The organism is Nonomuraea sp. 3N208, assembly GCF_052245935.1.
In the GTDB taxonomy this organism is placed as follows: Bacteria; Actinomycetota; Actinomycetes; order Streptosporangiales; family Streptosporangiaceae; genus Nonomuraea.
Genome location: NZ_JBQQBR010000002.1, coordinates 238,227 through 264,097 on the forward strand (window position 1 = coordinate 238,227; position 25,871 = coordinate 264,097).

A 25,871-nucleotide genomic window follows, 5' to 3' on the forward strand; every position below is an offset into this window, starting at 1 on the left:
GGCTCAGGTCAGGTGAGCGCGGACCTCCTCGAGCCGTCCGGTCAGGAATGCGCGTTCCACGAGGTTGTCGGTCATGGCCAGGGCCTCTTCGTACGCCGCGGTCGCCTCCTCCCACCGCCCCAGCCGGCGCAAGAAGTCGGCACGGGCCGCGCTGAGGTAGCCGTACGTGGCCAGCACCGGTTCGTTGAGCAGCGGGGTGAGGGCGGCGAGGCCGGCCCGAGGGCCGTCGCGGAAGCCGATCGCGACGGCGCGGTTCAGCTCGACTACCGGGGACGGCCACAGGCCGCGCAGCACGTCGTACAGCCCGACGATCTCCGTCCAGTCGGTGTCTTCCCAGGTCGCCGCGTCGGCGTGCACGGCGGCGATGGCGGCCTGCACGGCGTACCTCGTCGGCGCCTGCCGCAGCGATTGCGCCAGCAGCGCGGTGCCCTCAGCGATCTGCCGGGTGTCCCACCGCGTCCGGTCCTGATCGGCGAGCAGGACGAGGCGACCAGTGCCGGACAGCCGGGTGTTCCGGCGTGCGTCGGTGAGCAGCATCAGCGCGAGCAGGCCGGTGACCTGGCCGTCGCCCGGCAACAGCTGGTACAGCGTGCGGGCGAGGTGGATGGCACCATCCACCAGGTCCTGGCGCACGAGCTGCGCACCGACGGGTGCGGCATGGCCGGTGGTGAACACCAGGTGCACCACGTCCAGGACGGCGCTGACCCGCTCGGGAAGATCGGTACGCGCGGGAACGCGGTACGGGATCCGGGCGGTGCTGATCTTCTTCTTGGCACGCGTGATCCGCGCCGCCATGGCGGACTCCTGGACCAGGAACGCCCGGGCCACCTCGGCCGTGGACAGGCCGCACACCAACCTCAAGGTCAGCGCCACTTGCGCGTCGCGGGACAGCGCCGGGTGGCAGCAGGTGAAGATGAGGCGTAGCCGGTCGTCGTCGACCACCGGCGGGTCGTCACGGTCTTCCGGCCCGACCACGACGTCGTCCACAACGAGTGACGGTAGCGCCGATCGGAGCACGGACTGCCGCCGCAGCAGGTCCTTCGCGCGGTTGCGCGCGACGGTGGTCAGCCAGGCGCCAGGCCGGGCAGGAACACCGCTGGTGGTCCAGGTGCGCAGCGCCTGCGCGTACGCGTCCTGCGCGCACTCTTCGGCAAGGTCGAGATCGCGCACGACACGCACCGTCGCGGCGAGCACCCTGGCCCACTCGCGACGGTGCGCCTGCACGATCGCCTCGTTGACGTCGACGTCAGCGGCGGGACCGCGCTCGTGTTCGGTCACGCGGTCAGCTCGCCTCGCGGATCGGCCGGATCTCGACCCCGCTGTGCGCCGCGGACACCTCGGGCAGCTTCTCGGCGAGCGCGATCGCCGCGTCGAGGTCCGGCGCCTCCACCAGGTAGTAGCCGCCCAGCACCTCCTTGGTCTCCAGGAACGTCCCGTCGGTCGGCGTGGGCCGGCCACTGACGGTGCCGCGCAGGGAGGTCGCGGTGGTGGATGACTCCAGTTCGTGACCACCGAGTATCGCGTCACCGGCCGCCGCGGCGAAGGCGGCGTGGCCGGCGTTAAGTTCCTTGATCTCCTCCGGGGACCTCGCCTCCCAGAGCCGCTCGTCCCCGTAGATGAGGAGCAGGTATTTCGCCATCTCGGACATCCAATCGCTCTGAGGCCAGTTTGGCCTGACTACCTGTACGACGAACGAGGCGGTCGCGAATCGATGCGCCCTCACCGTATCCGTCGGACCGGGTAACCGGGATATACGTCGACAGAGCGCCCCGGCTCGGATTCGGACGCGCTCCGCCTGCGGTTCGCCACCATCGGCTGAACCCCACCGCTCGGGCGCGGGTACACCTGCTCAAGAAGCGGATCCTGCTGCCCGGCGCACCGTGTTGGTTCGCGGTCGGCGCGTCCGGTCCCGTCACACGGCGTTCTAAGGAGATCGACCGATGTCTGCCAGTGACCTTGTTCTGATTGCCGGGGCCGGTGGCGTGGGCCGGACAGTTCTTGGCCGGCTGCGTGCGCAGGACGTGCCGGTGCGGGCGATGGTCCGCCGCGACGATGATCGTGCGGCTGACATGCGTGCGGTCGGCACGGAGGTCGTCGTCGGCGATCTGACCCGGCCCGAGAGCGTGGCGGCCGCGCTGGAGGGTGTCGGGCGGATGTACTTCGCGATGCCGGTGTCGCCGGACCATCTGCTGGCCGCGACCGTGGTGGCCACCGTGGCGCGGGAGTACGGGGAGCTGGCCGGGCTGGTCGGTATGTCACAGATGACGGTGTCGCAGATGACCGCCACCAGCACCGCGGAGTCGCACCAGCAGCGGCTGCACTGGCTGGCGGAGCAGGTACTGAACTGGTCGGGCCTGCCGGTGGTACACATCCGGCCGACGTCGTTCCTGGACAATCCGCTGTTCACCACGCTGGCGGCGCGGTCGATCCGGGAGAACGGCACGATCGCGCTGCCGTTCGGTATGGGGCGCACGTCGCCCGTCGCCGTGGACGACGTCGCCCGGGTGGTCGCCACCGTGCTCCGCGACCCGGCTCCGCACATCGGGCACGTCTACGAGCTGACCGGGCCACGCACGGTCGACATGACGGAGATGGCCGAGGAGTTCTCACGGGCGCTGCGGCGTCCGGTGTCCTATGTGGACGTGCCGCTGGACCGGTGGCGGGCCGAGGTGCTCGCGAAGGCGGGCCTGCCGCCGCACACCGAAGAGCACATCGCCACCATGGCCCGGCTGCACCGCGAGAACCGCTACGACCGCCTGTCCGACGACGTCGAACGAGTGACAGGCGTACCAGCCCAGACGATCGAGGCGTTCGTGGCCGCTCGCAGGGACTTCTACCTGGGCTGAGCGGCGCGGAAAGCTGGACGACCCGCCTGCCGATCGCCGACGCTCCCCGTCCTGGACTTCGACGGAGAGGGGCCCGAGTGTGGAGGGTAGCCATCCCCCGTCGCATGACAGCAGCCCCGGTGGCATGTACAGGCCGTCACCACCCGCCTTCCTGGCCGGTGAGCCCGAAGCCGGGCGTAGGGGCGCGCCTGGATGGTGGGCGCGCCCCGGCGCCGTCAGGCGCGGCGGAGGTGGAAGGTCAAGGACAGGTCCTCATCCACGTGGGACGGCAGGTCGTTCATCGTGCCCTCCGTGACCGTCGTCGCCAGGACCTCCTCGGCGACCGCGTGCGGCTCGGCACGCAGGGCCGCGGCGAGGTCCGCCGACGAGGTGGTCCACCACAGCTCGATGCGGTCCGTGATGGACAGGCCCGTCGCCTTGCGTGCCTCCTGGACCAGGCGGATGACCTCGCGCAGCAGCCCCGCGCGGCGCAGCTCGTCGTTGAGCTCCAGGTCCAGCGCCACGGTCTCGCCGGTGCCGGTGCCGATCGCGCCGGTCTCCACTGCCCAGCCCGTCCGGGGCTGCTCGTTGACGATCACGTCGTCCGGGCCGAGCATGATCTCGCCCAGCTCGTCCGCCTCCACCATGACCGTGCCGCCGGAACGGAGAGCACGCGCCACCCGGGTCGCGTCCGCGGCGGCCACGGCGGCGGCCACGAGCTTGGTCCGGGAGCCGAAGCGCTTGCCCAGGGCCCGGAAGTTGGGCTTGATCGTGTAGGACACGAGATCGGCGCTGAAGCCCGACATGTCCTCGATGGTCTGGACGTTGAGCTCCTCGGCCACCAGGCCGCGCAGCTCGCCGGGCAGCGACGGCCAGCCGTGCGCGCCCACCAAGGCCCGCCCGAGCGGCTGCCGGGTCTTGACGCCCGACGACGCCCGGGCCGAGCGGCCGAGCTCCACCAGGCGGCGCACCAGCGCCATCTGGTCGGACAACGCCGGGTTCAGCAGGTCCTCGCGGACCTCCGGCCAGGACGCCAGGTGCACCGACGAGGGCGCCTGCGCCGAGCGCAGCACGTCCCACAGGTAGTCGGTGACGAACGGCGTGATGGGTCCCATCAGCCGCAGCACCGTCTCCAGGCACTCGTACAGCGTGGCGAACGCATCCTCCGAACCCTGCCAGAAGCGGCGGCGCGAGCGGCGCACGTACCAGTTGGACAGGTCGTCGAGGAAGTCGGCCAGGCGGCGGCCGGCGCGCTGGGTGTCGTATTCGTCCAGAGACGCCGTGACGTCGGCCACCGTGCGGTGCAGCTCGGCGAGCGCCCAGCGGTCGAGCAGCGGCCGCTCGGCCGGCGGCGTGGCGTCGGCCAGCCTGGCCGGCGACCACGACTCGGCGTTGGCGTAGAGGGTGAAGAACGACGAGGTGTTCCAGAGCGTCAGCAGGACCTTGCGGACGATCTCCTCCAGGGCGTTGTGCCCCACGCGGCGGGCCGCCCACGGCGAGCCCGAGCAGGCCATGTACCAGCGCAGTGCGTCGGCCCCGTGCTGGTCCATCAGCGGGATGGGCTCCAGGATGTTGCCCAGGTGCTTGCTCATCTTGCGGCCGTCCTCGGCCAGGATCAGGCCCAGGCACAACACGTTCTCGTAGGAGGACTGGCCGAAGACGAGCGTGCCGACGGCCATCAGCGAGTAGAACCAGCCGCGGGTCTGGTCGGTGGCCTCGCAGATGAACTGCGCCGGGTAGACGCCCTCGGGCTTGCCTCGCTCGCCCCACTGCGCGAACGGCATCGAGCCGGAGTCGTACCAGGCGTCGATGACGTCCGGCACGCGGCGCGCGAGAGCGCCGCACGTCGGGCAGTCGAAGGTCACGTCGTCCACGTATGGGCGGTGCGGGTCGAGCGCCGAGACGTCCTGGCCGGCGAGCGAGCCCAGCTCCTCCAGGGACCCGACGCAGGTCACGTGGGACTCGTCCGCCGAGCACACCCACAGCGGCAGCGGCGTGCCCCAGTAGCGCGAGCGCGACAACGACCAGTCGACGTTGTTGCGCAGCCACTCACCGAAGCGGCCCCACTTGATCGTGTCCGGGTACCAGTTGGTGTTCGCGTTCTCGGCCAGCATCTGGTCCTTGACCGCGGTGGTGCGGATGTACCAGGACGGGAGCGCGTAGTAGAGCAGCGGCGTGTGGCAGCGCCAGCAGTGCGGGTAGGCGTGCTCGAAGTGGCCGCCGCGGAACAGCAGGCCGCGGGCCAGCAGGTCCTCGGTCAGCTCCTCGTCGGCGTCCTTGAAGAACCGGCCGCCGACCATGGGCACGTCGTCGAGGAACCGGCCGTCGGGGCCGATCGGGTTGACGACCGGCATGTTGTACCGCCTGATCACGGCCAGGTCGTCGGCGCCGAAGGCCGGCGCCTGGTGGACCAGGCCGGTGCCGTCCTCGACCGTGACGTAGTCGCCGAGCACCACATAGTGGGCGTCCGGGATGTCGACCAGCTCGAACGGGCGGGAGTAGGTGGTGCGCTCCAGGTCACGGCCGCTGTAGCGGGCCACCTCGGTGACGCCCTCGCCCAGGACCGGCAGCAGCGGCTCGGCGACGACGAGCACCTCTCCGGCCGCGGTGCGGGCCGCGACGTAGGTCACGTCGGGGTGCACCGCCACCGCCGTGTTGGACACCAGCGTCCACGGCGTCGTCGTCCACACCAGCAGCGCCGCGCCCAGCTCGGCCAGCGGCCCTGAGGTCACCGGCATGCGGACGTAGACCGACGGGCTGGAGACGTTCTCGTAGCCGCCGGGCTGGCCCAGCTCGTGGTCCGACAGGCCGGTGCCGCAGCGCGGGCAATACGGCGTGATCCGGAAGTCGCGGAACAGCAGCCCCTTGTCGAAGACGACCTTCAGCGACCACCACACCGACTCGATATAGGACGGGTCCATGGTCCGGTACGCCTGCGACAGGTCGATCCAGTAGCCCATGCGCTCGGTCAGCTGCTCGAACGCGTCCACGTGCCGCAGCACCGACTCGCGGCACTTGGCGTTGAACTCGGCGATGCCGTACGTCTCGATGTCCTTCTTGCCGGACAGACCCAGTTCCTTCTCCACGCCCACCTCGACGGGCAGGCCGTGGCAGTCCCATCCGGCCTTACGCGGGACGCTGAATCCGCGCATGGACTTGTAGCGTGGGAACAGGTCCTTGAACACCCGCGCCTCGACGTGGTGCACGCCGGGCAGGCCGTTGGCGGTGGGCGGGCCCTCGTAGAAGACCCAGGCGGGGTTGCCCGCGTTCTGCTCGATAGAACGCTCGAAGATCTTCCCGTCCCGCCAGCGGTCGAGGACCTCGCGCTCGAGCGCGGGCAGGTCGACCTGCGCGGGAAGAGGGCGGAAGGTTGGGGAAGACATTTCGGGCGGGCCTCCACGCTTGGTCAATATGGCAGGACAAGCGCGAAGGGACGAAGCCGAAACGGCTCCGCGGTACCACCCTTCTTGACCCCGCCCGCAGGGCGAGGCCCTCTTCATTTGATCTGCTGCCGGTTCTAATGAGCTCGCGAGAGCCGTTCTTCCGGCGGCTCCGGGGTGATATCCCTCACAGTCGGGCCCCATCAACGCCTTGCAGTCTCAAACCATAACGCAGAGTGGAGGCAAAGGCTTCCAGGTTTCCCTGGTGACGCCCTGCGGCGTCACCGCAGCTGCCACAACTCCGGTACGGAAGGCGTAAACGGCAACAAAGTTGTGGGAATGGACGCGGCTGATGAGGAGTTAGATGCGCGAGGCGGGATAGTACGCAGGAGGTAAACCGTCCGGCGGGTCGTTTGCCGTTCCGTTATCAGGATCCTAAGCTGCCCGCACCCTTACGGCCTTGATCAGCAATGGAGGCACGCCATGGCGGCAGTCACGCAGACCGCTACCCCTTCGATGTGGTCGGAGGAGGAGCTGGCCGAGGTACGCGGCATGCTCCAGACGGAGATCGACGAGCTCGAGGCGGACATTCATCGCCACGAGACGGAGATAGCCTCTGGAGACGTCACCCAGGGCGCCGGAGACGACCAGGCCGACGCCGGTGCCAAGACGTACGAGCGCGAACGCGAGATCGCCCTTACCCTGAATGCGCGCGATCTGGTCGCGCAGAACGAACGTGCGATCGCCAGGATCGACGCGGGGACTTATGGAGTGTGCGAATCGTGCCACAAGCCGATCGGCAAGGAACGCCTTCAGGCGTTCCCGAGGGCGACGCTGTGCGTGGCCTGCAAGCAGAAGGAGGAGCGCCGGTAGGCAGACCTCGGGGTCGTCTGTTCGCCGTCCTCATCGTGCTCGCGGCCGTGATCTACGCCGCCGACCTCATCACGAAGACGGTGGTGCTGCGGACACTTGAGGGCGAAGCGCCTCTGGTCGTCATCAAGGACGTCCTGCAGTTCCGGGTGATCTTCAATTCCGGTGCCGCGTTCAGCATCGGCACCGGGATGACCTTCATCTTCACGCTGATCGCCGCGGCGGTGGTGGTGGCCATCGTGCGCACCGCCCGCAAGCTGGGCAGCCGCGCGTGGGCCATCACGCTCGGCCTGCTGCTCGGCGGGGCACTCGGCAACCTCACCGACCGGCTGCTGCGCTACCCGTCGGGGTTCGGCCGGTCCACGCAGCTCCAGGGGCACGTGGTGGACTTCATCGAAGTGCTGCCCGGGCACTTTCCCATCATCGACTACTTCCCGGTCTTCAACATCGCCGACTCGGCGATCGTCTGCGGCGGCATCCTCGCGGTCATCCTGGCCTGGCGCAACGTGCAGATCGACGGCTCCAGAGAGGCCAAGGAGGGGAAGAAGGATGACTGAGCAGCGCAGCCTGCCCGTGCCCGACGGGCTGGAGGGCGAGCGGCTCGACGCCGCACTCTCGCGGCTGTTCGGCTTCTCCCGCACCCGCGCGGCCGAGCTGATCGGCGCGGGCGAGGTGCTGGTCGACGGCCGGCAGCCGGCCAAGTCCGACCGGGTGCACGCGGGCGCGTGGCTGGACGTGACCTTGCCGCCGCCGGTGACCACGCCCATGCCGGTGGCCGAGCCGGTGCCCGGCATGACGCTCGTCTACGAGGACGACGACATCGTGGTGGTCAACAAGCCGATCGGGGTGGCCGCCCACCCGACCGTCGGCTGGACGGGACCCACCGTGATCGGCGGGCTGCTCGGCGCCGGCCACACGATCGCCACCAGCGGAGCCGCCGAGCGCCAGGGCATCGTGCACCGCCTGGACGCCAACACCACCGGCGCGATGGTCGTGGCCAAGAGCGAGCACGCCTACTCGCGGCTCAAGCGCGCCTTCAAGGAGCGCACGGTCGACAAGCGTTACCACGCGCTCGTCCAGGGGCATCCCGACCCGTTCCGCGGCACCGTGGACGCGCCCATCGACCGGCACCCGTCAGGCGACGGCCGCTTCGCGGTGGTGGCCGGCGGCAAGCCCTCCGTCACCCACTACGACACCGTCGAGGCGTTCCGCGCGGCCTCGCTGCTGGACATCAAGCTGGAGACCGGGCGTACGCACCAGATCAGGGTGCACATGGCGGCACTGCGCCACCCCTGCGTCGGCGACCTGCTATACGGCGCCGACCCGACGCTCGCCGCCCGGCTGGGGATCACCCGGCAGTGGCTGCACGCGGTCGCGCTCGGGTTCGAGCACCCGTCCACGGGGGAGTGGATGTCGTTCGGCACCGACTACCCGCAGGACCTGCAGAAAGCGCTCGACATCGTCCGCGACGAGTCCTGACGCCCGGCTTCAGCCGCGTTTCCCAGCCTTCTTCTTGTCCACGTCCGACGCCGTGCCGTTGTCCGATCCGTCGACCGTGCCGGGTGACTCGGCCGGCGTCTCCTCCTTGTCCTTCTTGGACTTGGTGGCCGTCGGCTCCTCGGACGGGCTCTTCTTCTCGCGGTCGGGTGTCCTGGGTTGATCCCTCGTGGGAGGCGGCGTGCTCTGCGGCGCCGGCGGCTCGTACGTGGATTGCGGCGAGGTCTGCATGACCGACCCCGGCGACTGCGACGACGGGGACGGGATCGTAGTCACCACGACGGGCGTGGGCGGGGGAGTGCGCTGCGTGTCGTCCGGCCGGCTGGACCACCAGGCCGCGCCGCCCGTGACGAGGCCGACCAGGAGCGCGCCCGCGCCGATCGCGGCCAGCGGCAGCCTGCGCCGCGGCCGCCCCGCGGTCCCCGTCGTGACGGCGGCGGGCACGGGACCCGTCTGCTCGGGGACGCCGCCCGCCAGGATCGCGGTCAGCCGCCGCTCGGCCTCCTCCAGCGTCATGCGCTCGCCCGGGTCCTTGCGCAGCAGCCCCAGTAGCACGGGGGCGAGCACGCCCGCCCGGGCCAGCGGCTCCGGCTCGGCGTGCATGACCGCGCCGAGCGTGGCCAGCGCGTTGTCCCGCTGGAAGGGCGAGTGGCCCTCGACCGCCATGTACAGCGTCACGCCCAGCGACCACAGATCCGAGGCGGGCCTGGCCGAGCCGCCCGCCGCGCGTTCCGGCGCCATGAAGGCGGGGGTGCCGATCAGGATGCCCGTCCTGGTGACGGGCGCCTCGTCCTCAGTGGTGGCGATGCCGAAGTCGGTCAGCACCGCCCGGCCGTCCTCGGCGAGCAGCACGTTGTCCGGCTTGACGTCGCGGTGCAGCACCCCGGCCGCGTGCGCGGCCCGAAGCGCCTCCAGCAGCTGCAGCCCGACGTTCGCGGTCTCGAGAGGGGGCATCGGGCCGTCCTCGCGGATCAGCTCGCCTAAGGTGCGCGAGTGCACGAGTTGCATGATGATCCACGGGTGCCCGCGCTCCTCCAGCACGTCATAGACGGTCGCCACGCCCGGGTGCGCCACCCGGCCCGCCGCCCTGGCCTCGCGGAACGTGCGCACCGAGAACACGTCGCGCTCGGGCCCCGTCAGGTCAGGAGGCGGCAACACCTCCTTCACCGCCACGTCGCGGCCGAGCACCTCGTCGTGCGCCTGCCACACGGTGCCCATGCCGCCTTTGCCGATCGTCCTGAGCAGGCGATATCTCCCGCCGATCGTCCCTGCTGAATCGGACATGCACGGCGACTACCCCAGAAGCATCCGGACAAGCGCGGTGACGACCGCCGCCGCGGCCAGAACGACGAGGAACGGGGCCCGCAGCAGCAGCGCCACGACGGCCGCCCCCAGCCCCGCCGTGCGGGCCGGATCGAAGCGCAGCCCGCCCGCCTCCGTGAACACCTGCACCGCGATCAGCGCGGCCAGCAGCGCCACCGGCACAAGCTCGGCGAACCTGCGCACCGCCGGATGGTCCAGCACCCGTCGTGGTGCCGCCAGCCCGGCCAGCTTGAGTGCGTAGCAGCCGGCGCAGACCGCGGCGATCGCCCACCACAGCGTCATCGCGCCATCACCACCAGCACGGCAGCGGCGGACAGCAGCACCGGCACGCCGGGCGGCAGGAACGGGGTGGCGCACAGCGCGATCGCCGCCGCGACCGCGGCCAGCAGGCGCAGCTCCTTGCTCGCCGCCAGCCGGGGCCACAGGATGGCCAGGAACGCGGCCGGGCCCACCGTGTCCAGCCCCAGCACCCCCGGGTCGCCGAGGAAAGACGTGCCGTAGGCCCCCGCCAGCGTGCAGAGGTTCCAGGTGACGTAGAGACTGGCGAACGTGGCCGTGAATCCGGCCCGTGCCGCCCGCTCGTCCGGCTGGGCGAGCGCCACGGCCGTGGTCTCGTCGATCACGCCGTGCGCGGCCAGCAGCCGGCGCGGGCCGCGTATGTCCCGCAGCAGGCCGGCCAGGCGCAGGCCGTACAGCGTGTTGCGGCCGCCGAGCAGCAGCGCGCCCGCGGTGGCGGCCACCAGGTCGCCGCCCGCGCCGACCGCCCCCGTCAGGGCGAACTGCGAGGCGCCCGTGAACGTCAGCAGGCTCAGCACGCACGCCTGCGGCACGGTCAGGCCCGCGATGATCGCGGCGGCGCCGAAGGCGAGCCCGGACAACCCCACGGCCACGCCCACGCCCAGACCGTCCCGCACGGCGGCGGAACGATGTGTTGTCGGATCCATGGGGCGAGAGGCTAGGCGGTGGGGGAGTCGCCAGTCTTGTACGTTCCTGCGGCCCGCTGGTAGGCGGCGGGCGGTACGCCCACGATGCGGCGGAAATGCCGGGTCAGATGGGCCTGGTCGGTGAAGCCCACCTCGGCGGCCACCCGCGCCGGCCGCACCCCCGACTCGAGAAGGTGGCGCGCCCGGCGGACCCGCAGCGAGGTCAGGTAGGCGTGCGGCGGCAGCCCCGTCGCGTCCTTGAACGCCCGCAGCAGCGCGAACGGCCGCGCCCCCACCGCGCCGGCCAGATCCTCCAGCGTCGGCGGGTCCACCAGGCTCTCGTGCAGCAGGTCGCGTGCCTCCCGCACGGCCCGCCCGCCCTCGCCGAGCAGCGCCGCGGGCGGCCGCGGCGCGCCGTGGCGGGTCAGCAGCCGGGCGAACAACGTGCGACTCAGCGTCGAGGCGGCCAGCGCGTCGCCGCGCTCGGCCGCCTGGTGCGCCCGGCCGAGCAGCGCCGCCACCGGGTCGTCACGCACCACCTGCTCGGCGAAGTGCGGCGTCCCGTACGGCGCGCCCAGCTCGGCCGCGATCCCGGCCAGCGCGTCGATCGACGGGTAAAGCATGCGGTACGACCACCCGCCGGGCACGCCGGCCTGACCGGTGTGCACGGCGTCCGGGTTGACCAGCACCAGCTCGCCCGCGCCCGCCCGATGGGTGACGCCCCGGTAGTCGAACTCCTCGACGCCCGTGACGATGAGGCCGATGGCGTAGCCGTCGTGCACGTGCCGGGAGAAGCGGTGGGTGACGTAGCGGGCCTTGAGCAGGTCCGTCTCCGGCACCGCCGGGTGCCGGAAGAAATGCGCCTGCTCCTTCACAGCGGTTTGAACGTCCTGGCGAACTTGGTGAAGTAGTGCTTGTCCCGGCTCCAGCGGACGTCCGTGGTCTCCCAGTAGAGGGCGAACGGGCGGCCGCCGGCGGTGTGGAAGCCGCGGTTGATCACGTGGATCAGCTGCTTGCCGCGCATCCGGGTGAACTCCCAGTCCGCGGCCGCGCGGCCCCGGTAGCGCACCGGGGTGATGCCGATGCGGGTGTATCCCTGGAACTCGCCCTTGGCCTGGATCTCCTTCTCCAGGGCGAGCCAGGCCTGCTCTGGAGACTTCCAGCGGACCTCAGGAGTGGTCCACTCCACGACCATCGTCCCGGGGGAGTCAGGGCCTTTGATGGAGACGCTGTCCCTGGTGGAGTGCTTCTTGGCCTGCCATCCCTGGGGCATGGCGATCGAGAACCGGCCCGCCGGGCTGGTGAAGGTCCGCCATCCGGCGGGCACCGTCTGGGCGGGCGTCGCCGACGCGGTGGCGGTGGCGGTGGCGGTGGGGGTGGGGGTGGGCGTGGGCGCCGTCTGGCTGTAGTAGAGCAGCGTGCCCCCCGTGCCCAGAGCCGCCACCCCGACCACGGCGGACAGCGTGATCCACAGCGCCTTCCCACGGCGGTGCCGCTCCCGGACGGTGGGATACGGCTCGCCCGCGGTCGGGTACGACTGACTCTCGCTCGTCGCCTGCCACCCACCGCCGGCCGTCGGATGGCCGGCGGGCGTCTGATGAGAGCCGCGGCCTGCCGCGCGACGACGGCCGTGCGAAGCAGGCGCCTGGCGAGGGCCTTGTGGAGTGGCTGCGGCGGGCGCTTGGCCACCGCCGCTTGAGGCGTTGACGGCGGCCTCGTGCAGCAACCGGGCGGCCTCTTCCGCCGGCATCCGCGTGCCAGGGTCGCGCCGCAGCAGCCCCATGATGACCGGTGCGAGCGCCCCGGCCCGCGCCGGCGGCTCGGGCTCGTCACGCAGCACGGCCGCGACCGTCGCCGCCCACGAGTCACGCCTGAACGGCGGCTCGCCCTCGACCGCCGCGTACAACGTCGCGCCCAGCGACCACAGATCGGACTCCGGCCTGGCCTGCTCACCGTTGAGCCGCTCGGGCGGCATGTACGCGGGCGTGCCCACCAGCCCGCCGCTCGCCGTCAGCCCCGCCTCCGCCTCCAGCGAGGCGATGCCGAAGTCGGTCAGCACGACCCGGCCATCATCGGCGAGGAGCACGTTCTCCGGCTTCACGTCGCGGTGCAACACCCCGGTGGCGTGCGCGGCCCGCAGGGCGTCCAGCACCCGCGCGCCGATCATCGCGACCTGTCCGGGCCGCAGCGGGCCCTGCTCGCGCACCACCTGCCCCAGCGAGCGGGAGCGGACGAGCTGCATGACGATCCACGGGCGGCCGTCCTCCTCGACGACGTCGTGGATGACGACCACCGAGGGGTGGTCGAGGCGGCCCGCCGCCCTGGCCTCCCTGATGGTCCGGCGGTTGAGCTCGGCCCGCTTGGCCTCGCCGACGCCCGCGTAGCGGACCTCCTTGATCGCCACCGTGCGGTCGAGCAGCTCGTCGTAGGCACGCCAGACCACGCCCATCCCGCCCTCGCCGAGCGGCTCGATGAGCCTGTAACGGTTGCTGACCTGCACGTCGAAAGCCTACTTGGCCGGTTTGAACGTCGCGCAGAACCCCTCGAAGAGGTCGTAGTCCTTCTTCCAGTGGCTGTCGAGCGTGTGCCAGTAGATGGCGTAGGCCCGCCCGTTGTCGGTGACGAAGCCCCGGTTGCGTACGCGGGTCTTGCCGGTGTTGGTGTTCCAGGTGAAGTCCCAGTCGGCGGCCGCCTTCATGTAGTCGACCTTCTTGATATCGAGCAACTTGTAGCCGCCGAAGTTGTTCTTGAGTGAGGGTTCCTGCTTCTTCCAGTCCTTGTACGGGTCCGTGCCCGGGTTCGCGGCCTCTTCGATCATGAGGTACGCGTTGGGCGCCGCCCCCGGGCCCCTGAACTTGACCTGTCTGCCGCTGCGGGTCAACACGTCCCAGCCCTTGGGCAGTCCGATGGAGAAGCCCATCTTCTTGTCCTTGTACATCTTCCAGCCGGCGGGCAGCGGGTCGGCCGACTTGGTCGGGCTGGGGCTCGGGCTGGGACTGGCGGTGGCGGAGGGGCTCGGCGACGCGGACGGCGCCGTCGAAGGCGGCTGGGACGCGTTCGGTGAGGCCTGCGAGGGCGTCGCGGTGACCACGGCGGCCTGCTGCGACCTGTCGGGGTCCGGTGTGCTGTCCTCGGGAGCCGAGCGCAGGCCGAGGTAGCCGCCCACGCCGGCGACGAGCATGACCGCCACGGCCGCCGCGATGATCGGTCCGAGGCGCCGCGGGTCGGCCCTGCCCGCGTCGACCGTGGACTCGCCGGGCGGTCTCGGGCCGCCGGTCGCCGGGGTGAGCCGCGCGCCGGTCTCAGGCACGGCCGCAGGGACGGGGGCGAGGTTGGGGTCGGTCGGGGTGTCGTCCTCGGCCGGTTCCTGGCGTGACGCGGACTGGTACGGCGGTTTGCGCGGTTTGGCCGGGACGGTCGGCTTACGCGGCTTGGCCGGCGACGGCACCTCCAGCTGCTGTGCCGCGGGGAACTGCGCGGTCGGCGGCGGGCTCGACTGCGCGATGGCCCCGCGCAGCTGGCGCGTAGCCTCCTCGTGCGTGAGCCGCTGCACCGGCTCCTTGCGCAGCAACCCGCTGATCACCTCGGCCAGCGGGCCGGCGTTCCGCGCGGGATCCGGCTCGTCGGTCAGCACGGCGTGCATGGTCGCCAGGGCCATGCCGCGCTCGTGCGGCGAGCGGCCCTCCACGGCCGTGTACAGCGTGGCGCCCAGCGACCACAGGTCCGACTCACGCCGCGCGGGCAGGCCCTTGAGCCGCTCGGGGGCGATGAACGCCGGCGTGCCCGCCAGCCCCGTCACGGTCAGCTGCGTCTCGGTCTCCAACGTGGCGATGCCGAAGTCGGTGAGCACGACCCTGCCGTCGTCGGCCAGCAGCACGTTTTCCGGCTTGACGTCACGGTGCAGCACGCCGGCCTCGTGGGCGCGGTGCAGCGCGTCCAGCACCGCCAGGCCGATCTCGGCCACCCGCTTGTGGGGCAGCGGCCCGTCCTGCTTGATCACGGCGCCCAGCGACCGCGACTGGACGAGCTGCATGACGATCCAGGGACGGCCGTCCTCCTCGATCACGTCGTGCACGACGATCACGTTGGGATGCTCGAATCTGGCCGCCGCCCTCGCCTCGCGCATCGTGCGCCGGTTCAGGAGCTGCACTTCCTCGCCCAAGGCGGCCGCGTATCTGACCTCCTTGACGGCGACGGTGCGGTCAAGGAGCTCGTCGTGGGCGCGCCAGACGATGCCCATCCCGCCCCTGCCGATGGGTTCCTGCAGCTGGTAGCGGCCGGCGATGCGACGTCCGTCCTGCTTCCGATCCGACATCAACGGCCTCAAACCCTCCCTCTAGGCCAAGAAATACTCCCATAGCGAGGGATCAACGGCGACTCGCCAGAAGGCCAGTCCGCCATGTGAGAACGATCGTCCAGCAGGTGGAGGGGTGGGGTAGGGTGCTGAATATGACTTGTCGCTACGCGTTTACCGAGCCGGCTCCGGGAGGGCCGGTCGGCGGCTAGCGACCACCTGGAGTCGGCACAAGGCAGAGACGCCCGTCTCTGCCTTTTTGGTTTTTATCCGCCGGCTTCAGGGAGCCGGCCCGAATGTGGAGTCGAGGATGTCATCGACGTTGGAACGGCACGCGGTCGCCGTTGGAGATCTGCTCGTGGGCGAAGGGCCCGCCGTGGTGATCGGCAGCAGGGTGAGTCTGCGGGCTCATGGCGGGCGGGCGGACGCCTATGAGGTGTTGCGGGATCGGGCCACGCTGGCGGAGCCGTACTCGGCGGCCGATTTGCCGGCGATCGCCGAGTTGGCGGACGCCGTGGTGGTGGGGGCCTCGTGGACGCGCGACATCCCGCTGGTACGCGCGGTGGCCGGGCTCGGGCTGCCGGTGGTGGTCGAGCGGCGGGCGTCGGCGCCGGTGGAGGAGTGGCTGGGCCTGGCCGACTACTGCGCGGGCGAGGGCGACGGGCGGGTGATCCTCTGTGAGGGCGGCCTTCCCGATCACGCCCAGCGCGGCCGGTCCGATCACGCCAAGGGCGGCCGCCCCGACCTGGGTCTGATGCGGGCGGCCCGGATGATCTCGGGCCGGCCCGTTCTCGCCGACGTCTCCGGGGACATCGGGCTGTCGGCGGCCGCGGTGGCGGCCGGCGCCGACGGCCTGATCGTCGAGAGCGCGGGCCCAGAATCGGCGGCGGACCCGCTGACGGCCCTGCGTGTGGCGGAGGAGGCCGTGACCGTCGTCGGCGCGCTGCTGCGCCCTGAGGCGCCCGCCACGCTGCCGGAGTGCCGTGCGGCGATCGACCGCGTGGACGCCGCCCTGGCCACCCTCCTCGAGCACCGCGCCGCCCTGGCGGGCATCGTGCAACGCATCAAGCCGGTCGGCGGGTTCGCGGGACGGGACATGGCCAGGGAACGTGCTCTGGTGGCGCGGATGGCCTTGCGCGCACCGTCGCTGGGCGAGGCGCGTCTCGCCCCCATCATGAACGCCGTGATCGAGGCCGGCCTGCACCTGGCCGAGGAACGCGCGGCACCGTGAGTCGAGGGACGCGGGCACGGTGTCACGGGGTGGCGAGGTGGAAGTTGTTCATGGGGCGCCCCGGGCCGGCGGCGATCTGCTTGGTGATCAGATCGGCGAAGCGGCGGTAGCCGTCGCCCGTCGGGTGGTAACTGCGGGCGTTGACCTTGAGCTCCTCCATGTCCATGTGCAGCCCGTTCAGATAGGGTTGCGGCCGCCCCACCTCGTGCCCGGTGAACGCCTCGTAGGCGTCGACGTATTCGACGCTCCCCGGCCCCTCGAAGGCCGCGATCGCCCGGTCGAACTCGGCCACCACCGCCCCCACCGTGTCGTTGAGCCGCCGCGTCACCCCGTTGAGCCATCGCTGGTCCTCGACGGTGAGGTTGTCCACGGAAGCCACGGGATCCCGGGGGAACGGCCGGGGGTAGCCGAGCACGATGATCCTCGCGTTGGGCGCGCGGACGCGCAGCTCGCGCAGGACCTTGGACATGTCGGCCCGCAGCCGCTCGATGCGGTGGGCGACGGCCGCGTCCTGGTCGACGCAGGCCGACGACCACGGCAGCTTGGCGATGCAGGCGGTCAGGACCTTGGTGAAGCCGGCGTCGTTGCCTCCGATGCTCAGCGTCACCAGGCTCGCGGCCGGGCCCACGCGGGTGATCTGCGGCTGGTGGCCCCACTGGCCGGAGAAGAGCTGGCCGGTGGTGGCGCCGCTGCAGGCGTAGAAGGCGGTGCCGCCGCCGAAACGGTAGGTCTGGGCGACCAGCGGCACGTAGGAGCCGGTGGCGCGGTGGCAGCGGTCGGCGCCGTCGTTGATCGGCCGTTTGTCCAGCTCGTAGACGCCCTCGCCGGAGGAGAAGGAGTCGCCGAGCGCGATGTACGCGCCGCTCTGCGCGACCTGCACCGGCGTCAGGCGGACCACCCGGGGTAACCCGCCGCGCGGCGTCCCGCCGTCAGGGCAGCCCGCGTCCAGGAGGGCGCAGGCCAGCTTCGGGTAGACGCCCAAGGGCAGGCACGCCAGCGCGAGCGCGACGCCGACGGCCGCGGCGGCGGCGATGTGGACGATGGTGCGCCGTCTCGACTCCTGCAGCGCGGCCTCCCCCCGGAACGGCGACTCCATCGAGGGTAACCCGGCGATCAGCGAGCCGCGCTCGCCACGCGCCGCCGCTTGACGGCCAGCCAGCCCAGCGCGATGGCCACGACCAGCGCGGGGATCAGGAAGAACGCGACGCGCTGATCGCGGTCGGCGAACGGCATCAGCAGCACCACCAGCGCCAGGAAGCCGAGCGTCAGCCAGTTCGTGTACGGCGAGCCCGGCATGGGGAACGACGAGCGGTGCCCCGACCGCCGCAGCCGGGTCTGGCAGTGGACCAGCACGCCCCAGGTCGTGATCACGCCGAGCGAGGCGACCGCCGTGGCGATGTTGAACGCCCGCTCCGGCAGGAAGTAGAACAGCGCCACCCCCGCCAGGAACGTCGCCGCGGTGAACAGGATGCCCCCGATCGGCACGTGCCGGGTGCTGAGCGCCCCGGCGAAGCCCGGAGCCTCGCTCTTCATGGCCATCGAACGCAGGATGCGGCCCGTGGCGTACAGGCCCGAGTTGCACGACGACATCGCCGCCGTGATCACGACGAGGTTCATGGCGTCGCCCGCCCACGGGACGCCCAGACCGGAGAAGACCGTTACGAACGGGGACTCGCCCGCGCGATAGGCGGTCCATGGCAGCACCATCGCCAGCAGCGCCACCGACCCCACGTAGAAGATCGCGATGCGCCACACCACGCCGTTGATCGCCTTCGGCATGACCTCGTGCGGCCTGGCCGTCTCGCCCGCTGTGATGCCGACCAGCTCGATCGACGCGTACGCGAACACCACCGACTGCAGGCTCATCAGCACGAGCGGGAACCCGGTCGGGGTGAAGCCGCCGTGCGCGACCAGGTTGTGCGGTCCCGCCTGGCCGACGGAGAAGACCACGAGCACCAGCCCCACCACGAGGAAGACAGTGATCGCCAGGACCTTCAGCATGGCGAACCAGAACTCCAGCTCCCCGAACAGCCGGACGGACAGCAGGTTGACCGTCAGCACGAACCCCAGCGCGATCAGCGCCGTCGCCCATTGGGGGAACGCCGGCGCCCAGTAGTAGATGTACGTGGCGATCGCGGTCAGCTCGGCGATGCCGGTGAACGCCCAGTTGACCCAGTACATCCAGCCGCTGGCGAACGCCGCCCACGGGCCGATGAACTCGCCCGCGTACTCGACGAACGACCCCGACACCGGGCGGTAGAGCACGAGCTCGCCCAGCGCCCGCATGACGAAGAACGCGGCGAGCCCGGCGGCGGCGTACGAGAGCACCAGGGCGGGTCCCGTGGCGGCCAGCCGGCCGCCGGCGCCGAGGAACAGGCCCACCCCGATCGCCCCGCCGATCGCGATCATCTGGACCTGCCGGTTGCCCAGCGCGTGTGTGTATCCCTCGTCCGTTTGCGTGCGCACTGAGTGTCTCCTCCACTACTTCCCGTAACAGAGACGATATCGGTGCTGGTCACAGCGCCGGCGACCGGGGCGCCGGTCCGGCTGATCGCGCCGTGCGGCCCCGGAATGTCGGTCCGGGCCACTAGAGTCAGAGCGCACCAAACACAGCTTCAGACCGGGAGGCGCCGCTCCATGTCGTCCGACTCGTTCGTGCATCTGCATGTGCATACGGAGTATTCGATGCTCGACGGCGCCGCCCGTCTGAAGCAGATGTTCAAACAGGTCGGCGAGCTGGGCATGCCCGCGATCGCGATCACCGACCACGGCAACATGCACGGCGCCTACGACTTCTACAAGCAGGCGATCGGCGCCGGCATCAAGCCGATCATCGGCATCGAGGCGTACGTGGCGCCGGAAATCCGCCACAACAAGCGCCCGGTGCTGTGGGGCGAGCCGCACCAGAAGAAGGACGACGTCTCAGCGGGCGGCTACTACACCCATATGACGATCTGGGCCCGCAACAAGACGGGCCTGCACAACCTGATGAAGCTCAGCTCGCGTGCCTACACCGAGGGCTTCGTCCGCAAGTGGGCGCGCATGGACGCCGAGATCCTCGCCGAGCACGCCGACGGCCTTATGGCCACGACCGGCTGCCCGTCGGGCGAGGTGCAGACGCGGCTGCGGCTGGGCCAGTACGACGAGGCGGTCAAGGCCGCGGCGAAATTCCAGGAGATCTTCGGCAAGGACAACTTCTACCTGGAGATCATGGACCACGGCCTCGACATCGAGCGCCGCGTCCGCGACGGGCTGACCAGGATCAGCAAGGAGCTGGACATCCCGCCGCTGGTCACCAACGACTCGCACTACACCTACGAGTCCGATGCCCCATCTCACGACGCCCTCCTGTGCATCCAGACCGGCAAGCAGCTGTCGGACCCCGACAGGTTCCGTTTCGACGGCAGCGGCTACTACATCAAGAACGCCGACGAGATGCGCGCGGTCGACTCCTCCGACCTGTGGGCGGAGGGCTGCCGCAACACGCTGCTGGTGGCGGAGAAGGTCGACCCGGCCGGCTTCTTCGAGCACAAGAACCTCATGCCGACCTTCCCCGTCCCGGACGGCATGACCGAGGAGCAATACTTCCGCCAGGAGGTCTGGAAAGGGCTCGAGCGCCGCTTCCCCGAGGGAGTGGACGACGAACACCGCGCGTGGGCGGAGAAAGAGCTGCGGGTCATCGTCCAGATGGGCTTCCCGAGCTACTTCCTCGTGGTCGCCGACTTCATCATGTGGGCCAAGAACAACGGCATCCGCGTCGGCCCCGGCCGTGGCTCGGCGGCCGGCTCGCTGGTGGCGTACGCGCTGGGCATCACCGACCTCGACCCGATCCCGCACGGCCTGATCTTCGAGCGCTTCCTCAACCCCGAGCGCGTGTCCATGCCCGACGTCGACATCGACTTCGACGAGCGCAGGCGCGGTGACGTGATCAGGTACGTCACCGAGAAGTGGGGCGCCGACAAGGTCGCCATGATCGCCACGTTCGGCACCATCAAGGCCAAAGCCGCCATCAAGGACGCGGGCCGCGTCCTGGGCTACCCCTACGCGCTGGGCGACAAGGTCTCCAAGGCCTTCCCGCCCGCCGTCATGGGCAAGGACATCCCGCTGGCGGGCATCTTCGACAAGGACCACCCCCGTTACGCCGAGGCCGGCGAGCTGCGCAGGCTCTACGAAGAGGACGTCGACGTCAAGGCGACGATGGACCTCGGCAAGGGCCTCGAAGGCCTGATCAGGCAGACCGGGGTGCACGCCGCCGGCGTGATCATGTCGGCCGAGGTGCTGACCGACTACATCCCGGTCATGCGCCGCGACTCCGACGGCGTGATCATCACGCAGTTCGACTACCCGACCTGCGAGACGCTCGGCCTGCTGAAGATGGACTTCCTGGGCCTGCGCAACCTCACGATCATCGACGACTGCCTGAAGATGATCGAGTCCACCACCGGCGAGCAGATCGACCTGCTACAGCTGCCGCTGGACGACCGCAAGTCCTACGAGCTGCTGGCCCGGGGCGACACGCTCGGCATCTTCCAGCTGGACGGCGGCGGCATGCGCTCGCTGCTGCGGCTCATGCGCCCCGACAACTTCGAGGACATCTCCGCGGCCCTCGCGCTCTACCGTCCGGGCCCGATGGGCGCCAACTCGCACACCAACTACGCGCTGCGCAAGAACGGCCAGCAGGAGATCGTCCCGATCCACCCCGAGCTCGAGGAGCCGCTGAAGGAGATCCTGTCCACGACCCACGGCCTGATCGTCTATCAGGAGCAGGTCATGGCCATCGCGCAGAAGGTCGCCGGCTACTCGCTGGGCGGCGCCGACCTGCTGCGCCGCGCGATGGGCAAGAAGAAGAAGTCCGAGCTGGACAAGCAGTTCGAGTTCTTCGAGAAGGGCATGCAGGACAACGGCTTCTCCGCCGCGGCCATCAAGGCGCTGTGGGACATCCTGCTGCCGTTCTCCGACTACGCCTTCAACAAGGCCCACACCGCCGGCTACGGCCTGGTGTCCTACTGGACGGCGTACCTCAAGGCCAACCACCCGGCCGCCTATATGGCCGCGCTGCTGTCGTCGGTGAAGGACGACAAGGACAAGTCGGCCCTCTACCTCAACGAGTGCCGCCGCATGGGCATCAAGGTGTTCCCGCCGGACGTCAACGACTCCGACTTCGACTTCACCCCGCGCGGCACCGACATCCGCTTCGGCCTGTCGGCGATCCGCAACGTCGGCGCCAACGTGGTCGACGGCATCATCGCCGCCCGCAAGGAGAAGGGCCGCTTCGCCGACTTCAAGGACTTCCTGCGCAAGGTGCCGGCGCTCGTCTGCAACAAGCGCGTCATCGAATCGCTGATCAAGGCGGGCGCCTTCGACTCGCACGGCCACGTGCGCAAGGGCCTGGTCATGGTCCACGAGCAGGCGGTCGACGCGATCATCGACATCAAGAAGAACGAGGCCATCGGCCAGGACTCGTTGTTCGGCGCGATCGACGGCGGCGAGGACCAGACGTTCGACGTGCAGATCCCGCCGGGGGAGTGGGACAAGACCACGCTGCTGCAGTTCGAGCGGGAGATGCTCGGCCTCTACGTGTCCGACCATCCGCTGTTCGGCGTCGAGCACATCCTGTCGGCCGGGGCGGACTGCTCGATCGCCGCCCTCCAGGACGACAGCCGGCCCGACGGGCAGATAGTGACCGTGGGCGGCATCCTCAGCGGTGTGCAGCGCAAGGTCACCAAGAAGGGCGACACGTGGGTGCTGACCCAGCTGGAGGACCTCGAAGGGGCGATCGAGGTGATGATCTTCCCGTCGGCGTACCAGCTGTGTTCTACGCTCCTGGCCGAGGACGCGATCGTGTTCGTCAAGGGGCGGATCGACAAGCGGGAGGACGTCGGCAAGATCATCGCGATGGAGGTGACGGCGCCCGACCTGACGCAGGAGGCGGGCGGGCCCCTGCTGGTGAGCCTGCCGCTGACCCGCTGCACGCCGCCGGTCGTGAGCCGGCTGAAGGAGATCCTCACCACCCACCCGGGCACCTCCGAGGTCCATCTGCAGGTCCACAACGGGCCCAAGACGACCGTGATGCGCGTTGACGACCGCCTGCGCGTGACCCCCTCGCCCGCCCTGATGGGCGACCTCAAGCAGCTGCTCGGCCCGGCCTGCCTGGGGGCCTGATCTCGACGATACGGCGGTGCGGCGGTGGGCAACCCTCGCCGTCGCCCGGCCGCCGGGCGTGGGGCAGGATCGCAAGAGTGAGCGAACTGCACTACCTCAGCGCGACCGAGCTGGCCCACCTGATCAGGACCAAGCAGGTGAGCGCCGTCGAGGTCGTCCAGGCCTGCCTCGACCGTATCGAGGACGTCAACCCCCGCGTCAACGCCATCGTGACCCTGGTCGCCGAGCAGGCCCTGGCGGCGGCCAAGAGCGCGGACGCGCGTGAGCCGGACGCGCCGCTGCACGGCCTGCCCGTCGCGCACAAGGACCTCGTCGACACCGCCGGCATCCGCACCACCTACGGCTCGCCGCTCTTCGCCGGCAACGTTCCCGGCCAGGACGACCTGATCGTCCAGCGGCTCCGGGCCGCGGGCGCCATCACCATCGGCAAGACCAACACCCCGGAGTTCGGCACCGGCTCCCACACCGTCAACGAGGTCTTCGGAGCCACCAGAAACCCCTACGACCTGGCCAAGTCGGCCGGGGGGAGCAGCGGGGGAGCGGCCGCGGCCTTGGCCACCGGCATGGTGCCGCTGGCCGACGGGTCCGACATGGGCGGCTCGCTGCGTAATCCGGCCTCCTTCTGCAACGTCGTGGGCCTGCGGCCGACCCCCGGCCGGGTGCCCGTCGTGTCCGATTCCAACGCCTGGTACACCCTGTCCGTCCTCGGTCCGATGGCGCGGACGGTCGAGGATGTCACGCTGATGTTCGGGGCCATCGCCGGGTTCGACCGCCGCTCCCCGTACGCGATCAAGGAGGTCTTCGCCCCGGAGCCGGAGGAGGGGGTCGCGGGCATGCGCATCGCCTGGAGCCCGGATCTGGGCGGGCTGCCGGTGGACCCGCGGACGGCCGCCGTCACCGCCACCGCGCCTGCCGTGTTCGAAGGGCTCGGGGCGCGGGTCGAGCAGGTCGAGCTTGATCTGTCGGACGCCGAGGACGCCTTCCGCACCTACCGGGCCTGGAACTACACGCTGGCCTTCGGGGAGCTGGACGGGCTCGGGCCCAACACCGCCTGGAACGTCGAGCAGGGCCGCAAGGTCACGGGGGCCGACCTGGCCCGGGCCGAGCAGGCACGCAGCCGCCTCTACCAGCGCATGGCCGCGTTCTTCGACACCTACGACGTGCTGATCACGGTGGTCAGCCAGGTGCCGCCGTTCCCGGTCGAGCATCCGCACGTCAGTGAGATCAACGGGCAGCGGCTGCCCGACTACCTCGCGTGGATGCGCTCGGCGTACTGGATCAGTGTCCTGCACGCGCCCGCGGCTTCCGTCCCGGCGGGGTTCACGCCGGACGGGCTGCCCGTGGGGGTGCAGATCGTCGGCAGGCCGTTCGAGGACGCCAGGGTCCTGCGCGTGGCCCGCGCGTTCGAGCAGGCCACACAGCACGGGCGGCGCCGCCCGCCACTCTAGAGCGGCGCCCCGTACGGTTGCCGCAGCGGCGACTCCCGGTATCCGTGCATGCCCTCAAGCAGCCCGAACAGCCCCACCGCGAGCAGCGGCCAGGACAGCAGCACACCGTCGGCGGTCAGCTTCAGCGCGCCCGGGACGATCTTCACCCCGGGCGCCGCCGCGGCCTCCACCGCGACCGCCCCGATCGTGAACGTGGACCCGATCCAGAACGTCAGTGCCGCAGCCGCCATCCCGCCCGCGCACAACCCGAGCAACACCGGCAGCATCCAGCGCCGCCCGGCGAACCATGCGACCCCGCCGCAGAGCAGCCCCATCCCGCCCGTGATCACCGCGAACCAGCCGTCGGCCGCGATCAGCGCCTGCGTGGACGGGTCGGCCAGCATCAGCCCTTGCTCCGTGACCTGGTACGGAGCTCTCGGCGACACGCCCGACCAGAGCAGCCCGGCCCCGAGCCCCAAAGTGGCGAGTGTGAGGACAGTTACCGCAAAAGCGCGCACTTCCCTCGTCACGCCACTCCCCTTCACAAGTACGTCCGAATCAGCTTGATGGTATCCCCCGGTTAGGCTCGCTTCGTGATGCAAGAAGAGGTCTGGTTGATAGAGCCGTCCGGTCCGCTCCGGGGGGACGTCGAAGTACGCGGTTCCAAGAACGGCGTGTCCAAGCACATGGTCGCCGCCATGCTCGGCAGTGGGGAGAGCAGCATTCACAACGCCCCTGAAGTGGGCGAGGTCGGCATCACCGCCGCCATGCTGGAGGCGCTCGGCATCCACGTTCGGATCTCCGGGTCGGAGATCAGGATCGAGCGCGGCCCGGAGATCGAGCCGCGGGTGCCCGACGCGTTCACGGGGCTCAACCGCATCCCCATCCTCATGCTCGGGCCGCTGCTGCACCTGGCGGGGGAGGCGTTCGTCCCGCTGGTCGGCGGTGACCCGATCGGGCGGCGGCCGGTGAACTTCCACGTGGAGGCCCTGCGCTCGATGGGCGCCGAGGTGGAGGTGGGCGACACCGGCATCTACGCCAAGGCCAAACGCCTCAACGGCACCAGGCTCGAGCTGCCCTACCCGAGCGTGGGCGCTACCGAGACGGTGCTGATGTCGGCGGTGCTGGCCGAGGGCAAGACCGTGCTGAAGAACGCCGCCATGGAGCCCGAGGTGGTGGAGCTGGCGCTCTTCCTGCAGCGGATGGGGGCCAGGATCGAGCTGTCGCCCGACCGCAGGATCGTCATCGAGGGCGTCGAACGGCTGCGCGGCGCCTCCACCTGGCTGACCGGCGACCGCATCGAGGCGTTCTCGTACCTCGCGGCGGGCCTGGTCACCGGCGGAGAGGTGCGGGTGCACGGCTGCCCGCAGGACCGCCTGGTGACCGCCATCACCACGCTGGCCAGGATGGGCGCCCAGTTCGACATCAACGACGAGTACCTGTGCGCCACCGCCCCGCCGGAGGGCCTGCGTGCGGCGGCCGTGCAGACCGACACCCACCCCGGGTTCATGACGGACTGGCAGACGCCGCTCATGGTGCTGTTCACTCAGAGCCAGGGCATGTCCGTCCTGCACGAGACGGTCTTCGAGAACCGCCTGGTGTACGTGCCCGCGCTGCAGAAGATGGGCTGCGAGATCGAGGTGTTCGACCAGTGCCTGGGCGGCCCCGCGTGCCGCTACCACGACACCAACGCCCGGCACTCGGCGGTCGTGCGCGGCGTGTCCAGGCTCAGGGGCGCCGACGTGACGCTGCCCGACATCAGGGCCGGGTTCTCGGCGGTGCTCGCGGCCGCGGTGGCCGACGGGCCGTCCACGCTGCGCGGCGTGCACCACATCGAGCGCGGTTACCACCGGCCGTTCCAGCAGTTCGCATCCCTCGGTCTGAACATTCGCCGGGACAAGTAAAGAGGTAGGAACCGGGCGTTTGCTGGCGTTCGGGC

The 25,871-nt window shown here is 70.6% G+C and carries 20 protein-coding genes; 8 read left to right on the forward strand and 12 right to left on the reverse strand.

What is annotated here, in order from left to right; genetic code table 11:
- Positions 1-3: 3 nt before the first annotated feature.
- Together ACTWPT_RS03515 and ACTWPT_RS03520 are read right to left on the reverse strand one after the other, a co-directional pair.
- On the reverse strand, positions 4-1,278 hold the full coding sequence (locus ACTWPT_RS03515) for an RNA polymerase sigma factor (RefSeq protein WP_443175754.1): 1,275 nt from the start codon (positions 1,276-1,278) through the stop codon (positions 4-6).
- A gap of 4 nt (positions 1,279-1,282) precedes the next feature.
- The gene (locus ACTWPT_RS03520; protein ID WP_443175755.1) at positions 1,283-1,648 is read right to left on the reverse strand and encodes a YciI family protein; all 366 of its coding nucleotides are present in this window, start codon (positions 1,646-1,648) and stop codon (positions 1,283-1,285) included.
- A gap of 292 nt (positions 1,649-1,940) precedes the next feature.
- Here ACTWPT_RS03520 and ACTWPT_RS03525 point away from each other — a divergent pair, with 292 nt between their 5' ends.
- On the forward strand, positions 1,941-2,846 hold the full coding sequence (locus tag ACTWPT_RS03525) for an NAD(P)H-binding protein (RefSeq protein WP_443175756.1): 906 nt from the start codon (positions 1,941-1,943) through the stop codon (positions 2,844-2,846).
- Between the two features lie 215 nt (positions 2,847-3,061).
- Here the strand turns inward: ACTWPT_RS03525 and ileS are convergent, their stop codons facing one another.
- On the reverse strand, positions 3,062-6,208 hold the full coding sequence (ileS, locus tag ACTWPT_RS03530) for an isoleucine--tRNA ligase (RefSeq protein ID WP_443175757.1): 3,147 nt from the start codon (positions 6,206-6,208) through the stop codon (positions 3,062-3,064).
- A 480-nt stretch (positions 6,209-6,688) separates the two neighbouring features.
- On the opposite strand from ileS, the gene ACTWPT_RS03535 reads away from it, so the two are divergent.
- Genes ACTWPT_RS03535 through ACTWPT_RS03545 form a run of 3 tightly spaced genes read left to right on the forward strand, consistent with a single transcriptional unit; the run spans position 6,689 to position 8,554 of the window.
- Complete coding sequence (locus tag ACTWPT_RS03535; protein WP_443175758.1) at positions 6,689-7,078, forward strand: TraR/DksA family transcriptional regulator; 390 nt, start codon at positions 6,689-6,691, stop codon at positions 7,076-7,078.
- Between the two features lie 35 nt (positions 7,079-7,113).
- On the forward strand, positions 7,114-7,632 hold the full coding sequence (lspA, locus tag ACTWPT_RS03540) for a signal peptidase II (protein ID WP_443175759.1): 519 nt from the start codon (positions 7,114-7,116) through the stop codon (positions 7,630-7,632).
- Positions 7,625-8,554 carry an RluA family pseudouridine synthase gene (locus tag ACTWPT_RS03545; protein WP_443175760.1) on the forward strand — a complete coding sequence of 310 codons (930 nt, stop codon included), beginning with the start codon at positions 7,625-7,627 and terminating at the stop codon, positions 8,552-8,554. The genes lspA and ACTWPT_RS03545 overlap by 8 nt, the downstream gene beginning before the upstream one ends.
- Before the next feature lie 9 nt (positions 8,555-8,563).
- Here the strand turns inward: ACTWPT_RS03545 and ACTWPT_RS03550 are convergent, their stop codons facing one another.
- The 6 genes from ACTWPT_RS03550 to ACTWPT_RS03575 are packed head-to-tail and all read right to left on the reverse strand — an operon-like array spanning position 8,564 to position 15,133.
- Positions 8,564-9,856: a serine/threonine-protein kinase gene (locus tag ACTWPT_RS03550; RefSeq protein ID WP_443175761.1), complete on the reverse strand. Its 1,293-nt coding sequence runs from the start codon at positions 9,854-9,856 to the stop codon at positions 8,564-8,566.
- A 9-nt stretch (positions 9,857-9,865) separates the two neighbouring features.
- Entirely contained in the window at positions 9,866-10,177 is a 312-nt protein-coding gene (locus tag ACTWPT_RS03555) for an AzlD domain-containing protein (protein ID WP_443175762.1), read from the reverse strand.
- Entirely contained in the window at positions 10,174-10,839 is a 666-nt protein-coding gene (locus ACTWPT_RS03560; protein ID WP_443175763.1) for an AzlC family ABC transporter permease, read from the reverse strand. The genes ACTWPT_RS03555 and ACTWPT_RS03560 overlap by 4 nt, the downstream gene beginning before the upstream one ends.
- Before the next feature lie 11 nt (positions 10,840-10,850).
- Positions 10,851-11,693: an AraC family ligand binding domain-containing protein gene (locus tag ACTWPT_RS03565; protein ID WP_443175764.1), complete on the reverse strand. Its 843-nt coding sequence runs from the start codon at positions 11,691-11,693 to the stop codon at positions 10,851-10,853.
- Positions 11,690-13,318, reverse strand: a complete 1,629-nt coding sequence (locus ACTWPT_RS03570) for a serine/threonine-protein kinase (RefSeq protein WP_443175765.1) — start codon at positions 13,316-13,318, stop codon at positions 11,690-11,692. Before ACTWPT_RS03570 ends, ACTWPT_RS03565 begins: the two co-directional genes overlap by 4 nt.
- A gap of 9 nt (positions 13,319-13,327) precedes the next feature.
- Positions 13,328-15,133, reverse strand: a complete 1,806-nt coding sequence (locus tag ACTWPT_RS03575) for a protein kinase domain-containing protein (RefSeq protein ID WP_443175766.1) — start codon at positions 15,131-15,133, stop codon at positions 13,328-13,330.
- A 289-nt stretch (positions 15,134-15,422) separates the two neighbouring features.
- Between ACTWPT_RS03575 and ACTWPT_RS03580 the strand changes: the two genes are divergently transcribed.
- Entirely contained in the window at positions 15,423-16,343 is a 921-nt protein-coding gene (locus ACTWPT_RS03580) for a chorismate mutase (protein WP_443175767.1), read from the forward strand.
- Between the two features lie 22 nt (positions 16,344-16,365).
- Here the strand turns inward: ACTWPT_RS03580 and ACTWPT_RS03585 are convergent, their stop codons facing one another.
- Positions 16,366-17,439, reverse strand: a complete 1,074-nt coding sequence (locus tag ACTWPT_RS03585; protein WP_443175768.1) for an SGNH/GDSL hydrolase family protein — start codon at positions 17,437-17,439, stop codon at positions 16,366-16,368.
- Between the two features lie 17 nt (positions 17,440-17,456).
- Entirely contained in the window at positions 17,457-18,809 is a 1,353-nt protein-coding gene (locus tag ACTWPT_RS03590) for an amino acid permease (RefSeq protein WP_443175769.1), read from the reverse strand.
- Between the two features lie 171 nt (positions 18,810-18,980).
- Here ACTWPT_RS03590 and dnaE point away from each other — a divergent pair, with 171 nt between their 5' ends.
- The gene (gene dnaE / locus ACTWPT_RS03595; protein WP_443175770.1) at positions 18,981-22,505 is read left to right on the forward strand and encodes a DNA polymerase III subunit alpha; all 3,525 of its coding nucleotides are present in this window, start codon (positions 18,981-18,983) and stop codon (positions 22,503-22,505) included.
- Positions 22,506-22,582: 77 nt separating this feature from the next.
- Positions 22,583-23,953, forward strand: coding sequence for an amidase (locus ACTWPT_RS03600; RefSeq protein ID WP_443175771.1), 1,371 nt, complete (start codon positions 22,583-22,585; stop codon positions 23,951-23,953).
- Here ACTWPT_RS03600 and ACTWPT_RS03605 read toward each other — a convergent pair.
- Complete coding sequence (locus tag ACTWPT_RS03605) at positions 23,950-24,462, reverse strand: hypothetical protein (protein ID WP_443175772.1); 513 nt, start codon at positions 24,460-24,462, stop codon at positions 23,950-23,952. The two genes, ACTWPT_RS03600 and ACTWPT_RS03605, sit on opposite strands and share 4 nt — an antisense overlap.
- Positions 24,463-24,528: 66 nt before the next feature.
- Here ACTWPT_RS03605 and murA point away from each other — a divergent pair, with 66 nt between their 5' ends.
- The gene (gene murA, locus ACTWPT_RS03610) at positions 24,529-25,836 is read left to right on the forward strand and encodes a UDP-N-acetylglucosamine 1-carboxyvinyltransferase (protein WP_443175935.1); all 1,308 of its coding nucleotides are present in this window, start codon (positions 24,529-24,531) and stop codon (positions 25,834-25,836) included.
- Positions 25,837-25,871: the final 35 nt, after the last annotated feature.

Excerpts from the sequence above, each read along its gene's own strand:
- ACTWPT_RS03520 (WP_443175755.1), bottom strand. The coding sequence starts at position 1,648 with ATGTCCGAGATGGCGAAATACCTGCTCCTCATCTACGGGGACGAGCGG.
- ACTWPT_RS03525 (WP_443175756.1), top strand. The coding sequence starts at position 1,941 with ATGTCTGCCAGTGACCTTGTTCTGATTGCCGGGGCCGGTGGCGTGGGC.
- ileS (WP_443175757.1), bottom strand. The coding sequence starts at position 6,208 with ATGTCTTCCCCAACCTTCCGCCCTCTTCCCGCGCAGGTCGACCTGCCC.
- ACTWPT_RS03535 (WP_443175758.1), top strand. The coding sequence starts at position 6,689 with ATGGCGGCAGTCACGCAGACCGCTACCCCTTCGATGTGGTCGGAGGAG.
- ACTWPT_RS03545 (WP_443175760.1), top strand. The coding sequence starts at position 7,625 with ATGACTGAGCAGCGCAGCCTGCCCGTGCCCGACGGGCTGGAGGGCGAG.
- ACTWPT_RS03550 (WP_443175761.1), bottom strand. The coding sequence starts at position 9,856 with ATGTCCGATTCAGCAGGGACGATCGGCGGGAGATATCGCCTGCTCAGG.
- ACTWPT_RS03555 (WP_443175762.1), bottom strand. The coding sequence starts at position 10,177 with ATGACGCTGTGGTGGGCGATCGCCGCGGTCTGCGCCGGCTGCTACGCA.
- ACTWPT_RS03560 (WP_443175763.1), bottom strand. The coding sequence starts at position 10,839 with ATGGATCCGACAACACATCGTTCCGCCGCCGTGCGGGACGGTCTGGGC.
- ACTWPT_RS03575 (WP_443175766.1), bottom strand. The coding sequence starts at position 15,133 with ATGTCGGATCGGAAGCAGGACGGACGTCGCATCGCCGGCCGCTACCAG.
- ACTWPT_RS03580 (WP_443175767.1), top strand. The coding sequence starts at position 15,423 with ATGTCATCGACGTTGGAACGGCACGCGGTCGCCGTTGGAGATCTGCTC.
- ACTWPT_RS03585 (WP_443175768.1), bottom strand. The coding sequence starts at position 17,439 with ATGGAGTCGCCGTTCCGGGGGGAGGCCGCGCTGCAGGAGTCGAGACGG.
- dnaE (WP_443175770.1), top strand. The coding sequence starts at position 18,981 with ATGTCGTCCGACTCGTTCGTGCATCTGCATGTGCATACGGAGTATTCG.
- murA (WP_443175935.1), top strand. The coding sequence starts at position 24,529 with ATGCAAGAAGAGGTCTGGTTGATAGAGCCGTCCGGTCCGCTCCGGGGG.